Here is a 13,600-nt window from a genome sequence, read left to right as displayed (position 1 = left end):
GTTACCCTCTTATCCCCCCTGCTCCCTGCTCCCCTGCCTCTTCTCCCCACTCCCCACTCTAAATGATCCCCAGGACACCAATCCAGGATAGGATAGACGTTGATTTACGTATTATTCACTGAACACTTATGAAGCGCTATTGGTCGCGTCTACTTGCCTTGGTCTTGGTTGTAACCCTTGGCCTCATGGGCTGTTCTGGTAGTCCAGACAGTTTGACAGGCGATTATCGTCAAGATACCTTGGCTGTAGTCAATATTATGAAAGAAGCTCTGGATCTAACAGCAGATTCACCCGACAGAGGAGCAATTCAAGCCGAAGCACGTCAAAAAATCAACGATTTTTCAGCTCGCTACCAACGAGTTAAGTCTGTTTCCGGTCTGAGTTCCTTTACAACCATGCGAACAGCTCTCAACTCCCTAGCTGGACACTACAGTTCTTACCCAAATCGTCCCTTACCCGAAAAGCTCAAAAATCGCCTAGAGCAAGAGTTACAACGGGTAGAAACCGCGCTGAGGCGTGGGGCTTAAATATTGGCTATTCGATTGTTAAGAGTCAAAAGTCTAGAGTCTTCAGTTTTTACTCTCGACCGTTGACTCTTGACTCCTTTCTCAACTTTAGCTAGTACATGGCGTAAATAAACAGACCATTCAAAATCCATGAAAAGCCCATTTTATAAGCTTTTTGACTTTTGACTTTTGACTTCACGGCGGTACTAGTCTGTCTTTTGAATTTCCGCGTTTTGCAATTAATTGAACTACTATAATTCCCCACTCCCTTCTACAGGTACAACGCCAGTCGCTACAAATTTGGGAAAGTTCGCAACTGGCTGGTTCCTTGATCACGTTTCAACCCACTCCCCATCAAATAAATAGCCATAAATAGGAAATATTCGGCAAGATATTCTGGATTCTATGGGACTTAAATCACCAAAAAAGTAGAATATGAATTACCCCAAAAATAGCCCAAGTGTGCTTTTTGTTCAGTTGACCTGCAAAATTTCTCCAAACATATGGCAACAGAAACAGAATTTTGGCAGTCTTGAACAGGTAAGCTGCAAAACTTTTAATACCTGTAGCTAGAAATTATTTGCATTAGGATTGATTACTGATTTGTGCTTCTACTTTTAGGTATGTCTAACTGTCCTTTGAATCTTGTGAGAACAATTTTATTTTGGCGTTGTCTGTTCGCTACCGTTTTCACCAGTAGTTTGTTGATTTCCCACTTTGGTATCCAACCAGCACAGGCGCAAGTAACGGAGTATTGCCAATTATCCACAGCCGCAGAAAAAGCCAAAGAAGACTTACGTTTGTCAGCCCTCCAAGGCAATCAAGATGCCCAGAATCGCTACGAACAACTGCTGAAACAACACGCACAGGATTTGCAAAATTGCCGCAATCGGACTTGGCCACAAACCCAAGCCATCTGGTTACGTTTATATCCCTGTGACATTCAGCGAGGATCGATTGACCTGGTTATGGATCGGATTGTCAACCGGGGCTATAACCAAATTTATGTAGAAGTTTTTTCGGATGGGCAAGTATTATTACCAGCAGCAAGTAATCCCACAGTGTGGCCATCTGTAGTTCGCACCGCAGGAGCCGAAAACATCGATTTGCTGTCTGTGGCTATTGAAAAAGGGCGGCAACGGGGTTTAAAAGTTTACGCTTGGGTGTTTACCAACAATTTCGGCTATACTTACGCTCAACGTCCAGATCGGGCAGAGGCGATCGCACGCAATGGCAAGGGTCAAATAAGTTTAGCTCTTCCTGAGAATAGTTCTCAGCTATACATTGATCCTTATAATTTACAAGCGAAACGCGACTACTATCAAATGATACAAGAAGTAGTCCGCCGCCGCCCCGATGGAATCCTCTTTGACTATGTACGCTATCCGCGACAAGCCGGAAGTAATTCTATTGCTACGAAGGTTTCTGATTTATGGGTATTTAGTCCAGCCACTCAACAAGCTTTATTTAACCGCGCCCAGAATAACAAAGGAAGAGAACTAATTCGGCGTTTTTTGGGTAAGGGATACGTCACAGCCGGGGATATCAACGCCATCGATCAGCTTCACCCTCAAGAAAGCGAACCCATGTGGCAAGGTCGGATTCCGCAGCCAGAGCAAAAATCAATCCTCTCTGCAACTGAGAGACAACCACTGTTGCAAGTACAATTGTGGCAACTAGCAGTTGCTCACGCTATGCAAGGGATTTTAGATTTTGTGGCCTTAGCTGCTTACCCAGCCCAGCAACAAGGAATACCCTCCGGGGCGGTGTTTTTTCCTGATGGTAATCAAGCTATCGGAAGGGGCTATGATTCCCGCTTGCAACCTTGGGATAGGTTCCCTAATTCTTTAGAATGGCATCCCATGTCTTATTCGACTTGTGGTAATGCCAGCTGCATTGTACAGGAAGTACAACGAGTTTTGAAAGCTGCACAACCAGGAACAAAAGTTATTCCAGCTTTAGCCGGAAGTTGGGGAAAATCGGTGAGTAATCGTCCATCACTAGAAGCGCAAATGCAAGCACTGCGCCAAGCTACCCCCCAAATCACGGGAGTCAGCCATTTTGCTTATTCTTGGCAATTCCCAGAACATGATAGCGATCGCAAATTCTGCCGAGTTCGCTTAAAGTAGAGAAACAAGAGGCGTAGGGGAAGATTTTGCCTTCCTCTTATCCTTGATTAGAACTGGTTGCTGAAATTTGTTCCAACCAAGCAGTTAAATCTTCTACCGAGGAAAAATCCAGCAGCGCCACAGATAAATCTTCCAACTGAGTCAGCGATAACTGCTGAACCTGTGCTTCTAACTCAGGAGTCAGCGTACCAACTCGCCTTGGAAGTTGGCGCATAACTAAAGATAGTGTTGCTTTCTCCATTCCTTCTTCCATCCAACTTGTAACTATTTGCATAACTTCCTCCTGTTGTCTTGGTTCTATGGTAGCAATATCGTCTTCTAACAGTTTTTGCTCTTGGGGACTGAGGCGCAAATAGGTATCAATAAAACCAGAAATTAACCGCATTCTAGCTGGGTCTAATTTTAACGTCGCCAACAGACGCAAACATTCAAACTTGACTTGACGGCGTTCTGCTGGTGCAATGTTCATTTTTGCCATTAATGCAGTAGCCACGGGATTTTGTTGACGCAGAAAATCTCGCCAGTTCAGTTGATTTAGCTGAATCACATCATAGTTGAATTGTAAAATAACTTTGTGAGGAAATGCGATTTCATGTACATTTGTTTCCGGCGTTTTCGGAGAATCGTAAGATAATAAAACTACCGGATACACAGGTATATCGAATTTTTCATACAACCGGGAGAAGTAGCGAAACATTCGCTTATCAAAACTTGGTTGCTTAGAAGATTGGTTTTCGACGTGAATCAAAAAGCAAGAATCTTGACCCAAAAATTTAACTTTAACAATTAAATCGGCTTCGTATCTTTCTCCAGCCGTGACATCAGTGAAAACTTCCTTATCTAAGAATTCTATAGAATCTTGTTCCAGATAAGTTAGCACTTCCGGTAAGAACAATTCTAGAAACTCTACAAAAAAAGTAGTCAGAAGTTCCTTAAATAAACGATCATGATCAATCATTAGATTATCTAAATTAAGACTTACGCAAAAAACCTCTCAAATTCTGAATATGAAATGCCAAAATTACACCTCTTAAACTCTTCCTCTCTGTGCCACCCTGCGGGAAAGCTTTCAGCTAACTGCGCCTCTGCGTGATACAAATTCATATTGTCAATAAACAACGCCAATTATTTAGTCTCCATCCAATTATCACCGGCGCGGACATCTACCAGTAACGGGACACTCAAAGATACAGCATTTTCCATGACTGACTTAATTTGTGGTTGCAATTCTTCCCACTTCTGCGGAGGAACTTCAAACACCAATTCATCGTGAACTTGTAATAACAATCGTGCTTCATATTTCGGCAAAACTTCGTGCAGCCTAATCATGGCAATCTTGATAATATCAGCACTCGAACCTTGAATTGGGGCATTAGCCGCAGAACGTAGTAAACCCGCATCGTAAGCACCCAAATTTTTCAATTTACTCAAGTCAATGTCTTCTGGGTTGCTGTCTTTTAATTTGCGTAAACTATTATTGGTAAACTCAACATAACGCCGACGACCGAGAATAGTTTCCACATAACCTTGAGATATCGCTTGTTTTTTTACCCCTTCCAAATATGCAAAAATTTGCGGGTAACGTTCATTAAACCGCTTAATAAACTCGTTAGCAATAGTTTTATCTATCCCCGTGGAACGGGAAAATCTCAGCGAACCCATCCCATAAATCACACCAAAATTGATGGTTTTAGCTATGCGGCGTTCATCTGATGTAATATCTGATTTTTCAAACACTAAACGGGCGGTGACAGTGTGAATATCTTCATTTTGCTGATATGCTTGCAATAATATCGGCTCTTGACTTAAATGAGCCAATATTCGCAACTCTATTTGTGAGTAATCAGCCGCCGCCATTAAGTATCCTGGTTCTGGCAAAAATGCCTTGCGAATTTGGCGACTAAAGGCTGTGCGAATGGGGATATTTTGTAAGTTGGGATTAGACGAAGATAACCGACCTGTGGCTGTTACTGTTTGATTAAAATTAGTATGAACTCGTTGAGTATCTGGACGGACTAATGCTGGTAAAGCATCTACATAAGTAGACTTTAATTTAGATAAAGTGCGGTACTCAATAATCGCATCCACAAACCCAGTTTGATCAACTTCTTGGAGTTTTTCTAATGTCGCCGCATCTGTAGAATAACCAGTTTGAATTTTTCGGGAATATTTGGTACTTAATCCTAGCTTTTCAAATAATATCAGGCTCAATTGTTTAGGAGAACCCAAGTTAAATGTTTCCCCTGCTATTGCAATTGCTGTTTCCTGCAACTTGGCTAAATCTATCTCTAACTGCTGCGATAGTTCGTGCAGATAAGCTGAATTAATGCAAACACCTGTATATTCCATCTCCGCTAAAACTTTTTCTAGCGGTTGTTCTACTTCTACTAATAATTTGTGCAAAGCGGGAAACTTTTCTAGTTCCTCTCGGAATTTTGGCACAAGTTGAAATGTGGCGTAGACTTGCAAACAGCAATAATCTGCTACAGATGCAATACTAATATCAGCAATGGTTTGACCTTTGGGAACTAAATCTTGATAATTTTTGAGAATTAATCCTAAATAACGCAGTGAGATATCATTCAGGTTGTGGGGAGTATCTGGATTGAGAACATAACTGGCTAACATGGGATCGAAAACAACTCCCGCCAGCTTAATTCCTTGACAGCGAAAAACTAAGCGGTCAAATTTGCTATTTTGGAAAGTCTTGGGATAATCAGCACTTGTAAGAATTGAACTAAGTTCTGCAAATACCACATCTTGACTCAAATTTTTTCCAGTTTTATGAGCCAAAGGAATATAAGCTGATTCATCTGGTTTTGTTCCCCAACAGCAGCCAATTCCCACTAAAGTAGCATCCCGTGGTTCTAAATCAGTGGTTTCTGTATCCCAAGCTACGGGGATGGCTGGGTTAGTGAATGTTTGCAGCAGTTTCACTAATTCGCTGAGTTTTTCTGGGGTGTTAATAATCTGTGGTTGAATTGGTGAAGCGGTTTGCTGTATTACGGCTGCTGTTTCATCAGCACTAAAAAACGATATATCATCATCTTCATAATTGCTGGAGTCTACTGTGGTTGTAACTGCTGAGATTTCCGCAATTTCTCCCCCAAAACGTTGCTGAAGTTCGTCTATTTTTCCCAAGAAATGATTGAATTCTAACTTTTCTAAAATAGGTGTGAGAAGGCTGGTATCAAATCCTGTGAATTTGCAGTTTTCTAAATCAATTTCTAGGGGAACGTCTAAAACAATTTTGGCTAAGTATTGCGATTTTTGAGCGTCTTCTCTACCCGTAGCTAATTTTTTCTGAGTTGCGCCTTTAATTTCATCTAACGCTGCATAAATCTGCTCCAGAGAACCGTAGGTACTAAGTAGCTGTACGGCGGTTTTTTCGCCAATTCCTCTGACACCAGGAATGTTATCTGATTTATCCCCGCAGAGGGCTTTATAATCAACAATTTGCGTAGGTAATACACCTAATTTGGCTTTAACTTCTTCTGTACTAAATTCAGTGATGCTGTTTGTAGAGCGTTTGAGAGCATCTGGACTAAAATTTAAAACGGTGATTTCTTGCTCAGGATTAATTAGTTGAAATAAATCTTTATCGCCTGTCAAAATCTTGACTTTATACCCTGCGGCAGTGGCTTTTTGTGATAAGGTTCCTAAGACATCATCTGCTTCAAAACCAGGAGCGGTGAAAATGGGTAAGTTAAAGCCTGAGAGCAATTCTTGGAGATTTTTTAAATCAGGAACAAAGTCTTCTGGTGTTCCAGGACGATCAGCTTTATAAGTATCGTCAGCTTCGTGGCGAAAAGTTGGTAAACCCAAATCAAAAGCGATCGCCATTGCTTGGGGCTGTTGTGTCGCCATGACTTCTAACAGACATTTGAGAAAGCCAAAACATATACTCGTCGGAATCCCCGCTTTAGTCCGCAATCCGCCGTCTCTTCCTTTGGCGAAAGCGAAATAAGAACGATAGGCCAGGGAGTGTCCATCTACAAGGATGAAGGTGGGACGTGTGGCGGTGACAGGATGGGAAGTTTGAGACATAACCATATTTTAGCCTAAGTGTTGCCTACTACCCCCTAGAGACTGCTAACCTCATACTGGGAAGTTCAAAACTAGGGAATTTATGCACAAAGCATCTGCCTCTGACTTGATATTGACTGGTAATTATGCTGCGGCTGCACAAAATATTAAATTACTGGTTTTAGATATAGATGGGACGATTTCTGGAGAGTCTAACACTGTCAGCGCACCTGTCAAGCAGGCGATCGCCGCAGTACAAGCCAAAGGAATCCAGGTGGCGATCGCAACTGGCCGGATGTATTGTTCAGCTTTACGCTTCCACCAAGAAATTAACTCTCTGCTGCCATTATCAGCTTATCAAGGAGCTTGGATTCAAGACCCAGCTAATCAGGAAATTCATCGCCATTGGGCTGTGTCCAAAGACATGGCGCACCAGCTACTAGACTATTTTGAACAGCCGCATCTGCGATCGCTTTTATCTGTCCACTTCTATATCAATGATCAGCTTTACGTGCGAGATTTGAGCCAAGAAACTCAAATTTATGCCCAACGTTCTGGGATTACCCCGATTCCCGTGGGCGATTTGCGCCAAGTTCTCACCAATGAACCCACCAAAATATTAGCTTTGTGCGACGATGCAGAACTGATCAACGAGCTATTGGGGAACTTGCGCCGCCAATACACACCTGCTGAACTTTATCTGACAACATCTGTTGCGACCTTTTTTGAAGCCACTAATCCCTTAGTGAATAAGGGAACTGCTGTGCGTTACATAGCTGAAGAACTGCTGGGCTTAGAAAGCAGCAATGTGATGACTATTGGTGATAACTTTAATGACTTTGAAATGCTGGAATATGCTGGCATCGGTGTAGCTATGGGTAATGCTCCAGCAGGTGTGCAAGCGATCGCGCAATGGGTAGCACCTAGTGTAGATCAAGATGGAGTTGCAACTGCTATTGATCAGTTTTTACTGTCGTCAGGGTAATCTTTATCTATACCTGAAAAACTAGATGAAATCAGAAAAGACACCGACGACTGGCCGTGTTTCGTCTCGGTGCCTTCGCTGGTTCGCTCCTCACACAACTGATAATATAGCCGAGGGGATGAAATCAGTCAATAGTTACGAGAAAAGTTTTGATTTTGTGCTTCTGAAATTCTACTTGCTTATAGTACATTCATACAGCACCACATTCCGCAAACATTCTTTGCATCATCAAACCCAGCCAAACTAAAATCTTGTTGGGTAATGCTTAGTCCCATCGAAACAGCAGCTTGTGAAGTTTTTTTTAGCGGCGGCAAAATTTACACAACTCTTCATAACTCCAGAGGAGCAAAAGCACCCAGTTTGTCTACCAGTAAACACCTCAACACAGACTGAGTAGCAATCACTAATCCCAGTCTGGCTTGGGCTAATTCTGGCGCAGAAATTTTTACCTTTCCCCAAATCCGGCACTGGCTCCAAAAAGCCTCAAAAGCTTGACTTAAATCCAGGGCTACTTTTTCCCAGTTCACCGCACCACTCAAATCAGGACAGTCTAAATTGTCTATTACTTGTACTAACTCGGCAATTAGACGACCCTCGGCTGGGTGACTGAGGCGGAGTTTTTGATCATCGTTCAGCCAAGGTATTTGCTGTGCTGATGCCAAATGAGCCAAAGCAGAGTTTTCGCTGATATCTGGCATTGGTTCTCTCAATTTAATCAATCCTTCTCGGTGAGCTAGCAGCAGCAATGAGTAGCAGCGTGCATGAGCATATTGAATAACAAATAAGCGAGATGGATTTGGCACGGTAATTTTTCTGGTTCCCGTTTCCCAGTCTTCTCCTATATTCCTCACGACGAGGCTTTGCAACCAAGTAGCTAAAAATGGATGAGTTAATTCCAAATAAATTGACCCTGGGGGAACAATTTGCACGCTAAAAAAGTCGCCACGGATTGCTGATAAGTGAGAGACAATACCACTGGCGATCTCCATTGTTGTTTGATTATGAGATTTTGCCAATTGCAGGGCTAGACCTGAGATATATAAAACTCGACTATTGTCTCTACCTTTGTATAGGGGAAATTTTCTACTTTCTATGCTTGTAAGTTTATCAGTAGAAGTATAAATATTGACAGCAAGCACTAAATAGCTGCTTAATAAAGCCTTAATTGCTATATACTTACACACTAGTAGCTTTTAATATAATAAACTGGTGTTCAAGAGGTTTCCCATACTTATTTGTATATTTTCGTCAGCTATCTTAAGATATAAATTTAGTCTTTATGAAGAAAAATGAGAGTAGCATAAAATTTGATGAATATTCGATGAATAGTAAGTAAATTTTACTACCATCATTGTACAGTAGGAAGTATAACAAAAGAGTAGAGTGCAAAATAACTGCTTTTCTACTCTTTGGATGGCTGGCGCTGTTAGGCGTTAAGCCGACTCCGCCAACACAAAGACACTCCTTGCACCTTTTTATTACGTCTTTGTCTTCAGCCGAACGCTCTTTGTTACCTATGCAATCTCCATCTTCTTTTTCTGAGGCATCACGGCCTTTTTTGACTTGGCAACGGATTCTTGACTGGGCTCAAGAACACTATCGCTGCCGCACCTTTAGCAAAGATGAACGCATTCCAGCCCGGCCTGGATTGCTGTATTTAGTCCAAAGAGGTGCCATCCGCATGGTAGGAACAGCACAAGTGAGTGCTACTGCCAGTCAGCTAACGTCTCGACGAATTAACAGAACTCCAGAAGAAGCATTCTTGGGTTTTGTCGGTGCGGGACAGCCGTTTGAAATTGTGGCTCAGTCACCATTCACGCTCCAAGCATACGCCCACGTTGACCAAACTGCTGTGCTGTGGATGTACTGGCACGACTTAGACAACTGGCCTCACTTCCGACGTGAAGTGATGGATGCCTTTAGGTATCAGCACCAACGTAAATTGCTGTGGCTGAGTGCCTTGGGACAACGGCGCACAATTGACCGACTCTTAGGATTTCTCACACTGTTGATTGAGGAATATGGAGAGCCCTCCATGAGCGAAACTGACCCAGATGTAATTCGTGGCTACGCTCTTCCCTTCCCCTTGACTCATGCCCAAATTGGTAGCGCTATCGGTTCAACTCGTGTGACGGTGACTCGCTTGATGGGCAAGTTGCGTCAACGCGGCTTAATTCTGACTCAAGGAGACAATCTTATTTGCTTGCCGGCAGATTCGATTAATCGAGTCAACTAAAACGCAGTTCAGAGCTGATGACAAGAAGCCACAGTAAGTTAGAGTCAGCAACACCTACTTACTGCTGGGTTTGACCAATCTGTTTGACCACCACAAACAGATTCTGCTTAATTGCGTAATCGGTTGACCGAGAATAACGGGATACAAGCCCCGTCATTTCGACAAGTAATACAGTGAGCCTGTCGAACTGCTCAGTGCAAGCCTTCTAGGACGGCTTTCTAGTCAAATCGGAATATAGTCGCCATAGGGCATTGGGAGACTTTAAACGGACGTGGAGGGATGGTAAGACTACCTTGGGAGCATCGACCCGATGAAGCGTCAAGGAATCCTCGGACTTGAGGACGAGGAGGTATGTCAATAAAAAATCTCAATGCTTAATTTGTTACGTTTACCAAAACATTGAAAAGGGAGAATAAATGTTTTTGGTAATTAACACAGTCTATTGCCCTTGCGTCCGCCCCAACGGCAAGGGCATATAGCATATTCAGGCAACATCTCTGGGGCAAAAGCGTATAAGGGTGCTATCAGGACTATCAGTAAATTGAGACCGGGCTTGGGTGGTTGTGGAAATCAACCCCACATTAGAGACCTTGCGGTTGACCACTCAAGTTGCCTGGAACACAATTAATTTTTGTTGAAGAAAAAGTTTTTGCCATTCCATTCCCAAAGTTGGAATAGTGGATTTTGGGTGATTATGGCACTGGTTCAAAGTCATAGTCAGTCCGCGCGCGGTTACCAGGAACTATTTGTACCAATTGAACAGGGCTAGTGCGATCGCCTGAAGGTAAAAATCGAATCGCACTAGAAGCACCCATAGTAGAAAAGTCAGAGGATGAAAGTGCTTGTTGTACGCCTGAACGCGTAGGATTTCGTTCTAATGCGGCAATCAGGGCGACAGTGGCATCATAAGCCATAGCAGTTCGCCAACTGACATCACCACCCCACAACTGCCGAGACTTTTGGGGAAAATCCGACTGGAGATCATCGCCTGAAATATGCCAGGGAACTGCTACTACCATCCCAGAGGCTTGCTCTCCACCAACTTCTAAAGTTTTGACAGTATAAACATCATCTCCTCCCAGTAGATTTAAGCGTTTCTGGTTCATTTGAACTACTTGCAAAGCTCTATCCAGAGTTTGAATATTAGTGGCGAACATCAGAACTTCTGCACCTTGTTGAGTAGCTTGTTCTAAACTTTTCGCAGCACTAAAATTGCCCTGTGACAAATCAAATTCTCTTAATACTTGGCCGCCTTCCAGCGCCAGAGATGAAACAAATTCAGTTTTCAAAGACTGACTGTAGTTACTCTGGGAATTAAAGAAAACTGCTGCCTGTGTTTTCTGTAAGTTTTTTACCATATAATTAGCCAAGCTTCTAGCAGCCATAAAGTCACTAGGAACTGTGCGGAAAACGTAGGGGCTAAAGTTAGTAATTTTGACAGAAGTGCTAGTAGGGGAAATGGCTACCAATTTACCGTCAGTATAAATCTTGCCTGCGGCTAAAGTTGTATCACTGGCATTAGGACCCACTACGCCTAAGACATCAGAATTTTTGACTAAGCTGGTAGCGATTTGTTTTGAGATTTCAGGATTGTCATCATCATTGCCTATTCCTACTTTTAAAGGCACTCCCTTAATTCCTCCAGAGGTATTAATGGCATTTTGGGCTTGGGCGATACCACGTAAAATTTCTAAAGAAGTGTTTGGATCAGTGCCTAATGGTACAGATGCCACAATGCTATAGCTTTTAGCAGAGCCAATCCGGGCATTATTCAGATATATCAGTGCCTGGGGATCATTACGCTGCTGTTTTAAGGATGTTTCTAAATTGGCGATCGCTTGGGCGTAATTTTGATCAGCGAAGGCTTGCACACCCTCTTTTTTAGCGGGAGTAACTTCACCCGGAGTTAAAGTTTTTTCTCCAAAACTAATGCGATCGGCAATGGATTGATTATCAGTTGTGGGTTTATTAGCAGACGGGTTTTGGGGAAATATTTGCTCTTTAAATAACCATAGACCACCACCGACTAATCCTAATGTAACTAGTAGGGACAAAATAAGTACAGTAGTTTCGTTTTTATGGGACATAGGATATTTCTAACTTGTTAAATATAGAGATTTTCTTATGAATGAAACAAAAAATTATCTGTGTAGCCTACGGCAAGCCGCTAACGCGTCTACATCTGTGTTTATCTGTGGTTGATTATTTCTTTCTACCTACCCAATTGTCAAGCGCTATATAATTAAAGTATCAAAGATATTAATTTATAAATTAGGCGAAATATAGCTGCAACTGAAATAGCGACTAAACCAGCAGCAACGGCTAGCACGGCTATTCCTGGAATGTTAATCCCAGCGCGCAAAAAGGGAATAAACAAAATAATCGCCAAGGTAATTCCTGGAATTATTAATAAATCAAACTTTTCAATCCACCGCCTAGTTTGGGCAAAAATCAGTATGCCTAAAATCACAGCAGAAGCGGTCAAAGAAATTATGGGTGATGGAGATAAACTAAAAAGTGCGATCGCTATTAATGCGCCCTCAAAGCCACTAAAGGCTGCGCCACCCAATAGTTCCCAAGTTGAAAAAGCTGGTTGAGATGGTACTCGCTGAAGTTTTGCTTTTGGTTGAGGTTGAGGTTGAGGTTGAGGTTGTGGCTGTGGCTGTGCTTGAGGCTGTGCTTGAGATGATGGTAAAACTGTTGGGGGGATTAATTGGTGAGCCAGGGCTGTAAGAACGTCATCAGCAGATTGAAAGCGTTGATTAGCCGCAGCCAGCAGCATTTTGTCTAAAACATCAGCCAGGTGAGAACTGACAGTTACTTGCGATCGCCATTTCCACAGATTAGTATAGGCATCAAACAGTTGAGTTGCTTCCTGTCCTGTCAGCAAGTTAAGACTAGTTACAGCCAAAGCGTATAAGTCTGTAGATGGAAAGACTTGATTCCCAGACATTTGCTCAGGCGGAGCAAACCCCATCGAATAAATTCCGGTAGAAGTTCCATTTCCAGTTAATTTAGCATTTGTGACTTGTTTAACTGCACCAAAATCCAGCAGAAAGAGTTTGCCATCACGACGACGCATGATGTTAGAAGGTTTAATATCTCTGTGAATGATATTTTTATCATGGACAAACTGTAAAACCTTGAGAATTTCTTGCAGTACCTCCAAAATTTGCGCTTCAGAGAACTTACCATTTTGAATTAATTCTTCCTCTAGGTTTTTGCCATCAATGTATTCTTGTACTAAGTAAAAAAACTGGTCTTCGCGTCCTGCTTGCAAGCTACTTACTGTCACCGGAAAAAAAGCAAATAAATCAGGTATTTGCTCGTGTTCACTACCTATTTGAGCTAAAACTTCAGCTTCTCTTTCAAACAATTTTTGTGCTTGTTCCAGTTGAGTTGGGGACAAACTTCCCGCAGGTTGGAACTGCTTAACAACACATTCACGCATTCCAGGTATGCGGCGATCGCGTGCTAAAAACGCTGTACCAAAACCCCCTCTTCCTAACAACTTAATTGGCACGTATCGACCATCAAGCAACAGTGGCATACCACAGGTTGTACAGTATTTTTGCTGGGTTGTTCTTAGCTTGGTAGTATCATCTAAATCTGCAAAATAGTTTTGTGGGCGAGGGCAACTGGGACGAGTGCAATAAACTTTCATTTTAATTATGAGTCATTAGTCAAAATCATTTGTAATTGATAATTCGTAATTCGC

9 protein-coding genes are annotated in these 13,600 nt (G+C 42.4%); 4 read left to right on the top strand and 5 right to left on the bottom strand.

The annotated features are described in order from the left end of the window. The first annotated feature begins 128 nt into the window (after nucleotides 1–128). Both psb27 and AACX33_RS09400 read left to right on the top strand, forming a co-directional pair. Nucleotides 129–527, top strand: a complete 399-nt coding sequence (gene psb27, locus AACX33_RS09405) for a photosystem II protein Psb27 (protein ID WP_193997462.1) — start codon at nucleotides 129–131, stop codon at nucleotides 525–527. A 602-nt stretch (nucleotides 528–1,129) separates the two neighbouring features. Next, nucleotides 1,130–2,635, top strand: coding sequence for a family 10 glycosylhydrolase (locus AACX33_RS09400; protein ID WP_193997553.1), 1,506 nt, complete (start codon nucleotides 1,130–1,132; stop codon nucleotides 2,633–2,635). Between the two features lie 37 nt (nucleotides 2,636–2,672). On the opposite strand, the gene AACX33_RS09395 is transcribed toward AACX33_RS09400, so the two are convergent. Both AACX33_RS09395 and polA read right to left on the bottom strand, forming a co-directional pair. Next, a complete protein-coding gene (locus tag AACX33_RS09395; RefSeq protein ID WP_193997463.1) occupies nucleotides 2,673–3,593 on the bottom strand; it encodes a DUF4351 domain-containing protein in 921 nt (306 codons plus the stop codon). 167 nt (nucleotides 3,594–3,760) lie between these two features. Continuing rightward, nucleotides 3,761–6,682: a DNA polymerase I gene (polA, locus tag AACX33_RS09390; protein WP_193997464.1), complete on the bottom strand. Its 2,922-nt coding sequence runs from the start codon at nucleotides 6,680–6,682 to the stop codon at nucleotides 3,761–3,763. 82 nt (nucleotides 6,683–6,764) lie between these two features. Between polA and AACX33_RS09385 the strand changes: the two genes are divergently transcribed. Continuing rightward, nucleotides 6,765–7,646 carry a Cof-type HAD-IIB family hydrolase gene (locus AACX33_RS09385; RefSeq protein WP_193997465.1) on the top strand — a complete coding sequence of 294 codons (882 nt, stop codon included), beginning with the start codon at nucleotides 6,765–6,767 and terminating at the stop codon, nucleotides 7,644–7,646. Nucleotides 7,647–7,975: 329 nt separating this feature from the next. On the opposite strand, the gene AACX33_RS09380 is transcribed toward AACX33_RS09385, so the two are convergent. After that, complete coding sequence (locus tag AACX33_RS09380) at nucleotides 7,976–8,785, bottom strand: DALR anticodon-binding domain-containing protein (protein WP_339406374.1); 810 nt, start codon at nucleotides 8,783–8,785, stop codon at nucleotides 7,976–7,978. 377 nt (nucleotides 8,786–9,162) lie between these two features. Between AACX33_RS09380 and AACX33_RS09375 the strand changes: the two genes are divergently transcribed. After that, a complete protein-coding gene (locus AACX33_RS09375) occupies nucleotides 9,163–9,882 on the top strand; it encodes a Crp/Fnr family transcriptional regulator (RefSeq protein ID WP_006198059.1) in 720 nt (239 codons plus the stop codon). A gap of 692 nt (nucleotides 9,883–10,574) precedes the next feature. Here the strand turns inward: AACX33_RS09375 and AACX33_RS09370 are convergent. Together AACX33_RS09370 and AACX33_RS09365 are read right to left on the bottom strand one after the other, a co-directional pair. Further along, on the bottom strand, nucleotides 10,575–11,969 hold the full coding sequence (locus tag AACX33_RS09370; RefSeq protein WP_193997466.1) for an ABC transporter substrate-binding protein: 1,395 nt from the start codon (nucleotides 11,967–11,969) through the stop codon (nucleotides 10,575–10,577). A 155-nt stretch (nucleotides 11,970–12,124) separates the two neighbouring features. Beyond that, nucleotides 12,125–13,546 carry a serine/threonine-protein kinase gene (locus AACX33_RS09365; protein WP_193997467.1) on the bottom strand — a complete coding sequence of 474 codons (1,422 nt, stop codon included), beginning with the start codon at nucleotides 13,544–13,546 and terminating at the stop codon, nucleotides 12,125–12,127. Nucleotides 13,547–13,600 lie beyond the last annotated feature (54 nt).

Source organism: Nodularia sp. LEGE 04288 (assembly GCF_963896525.1).
GTDB lineage: Bacteria > Cyanobacteriota > Cyanobacteriia > Cyanobacteriales > Nostocaceae > Nodularia.
The sequence above is the reverse complement of the archived record's forward strand: the minus strand, read 5'-3'. Positions and strand labels throughout refer to the sequence as shown.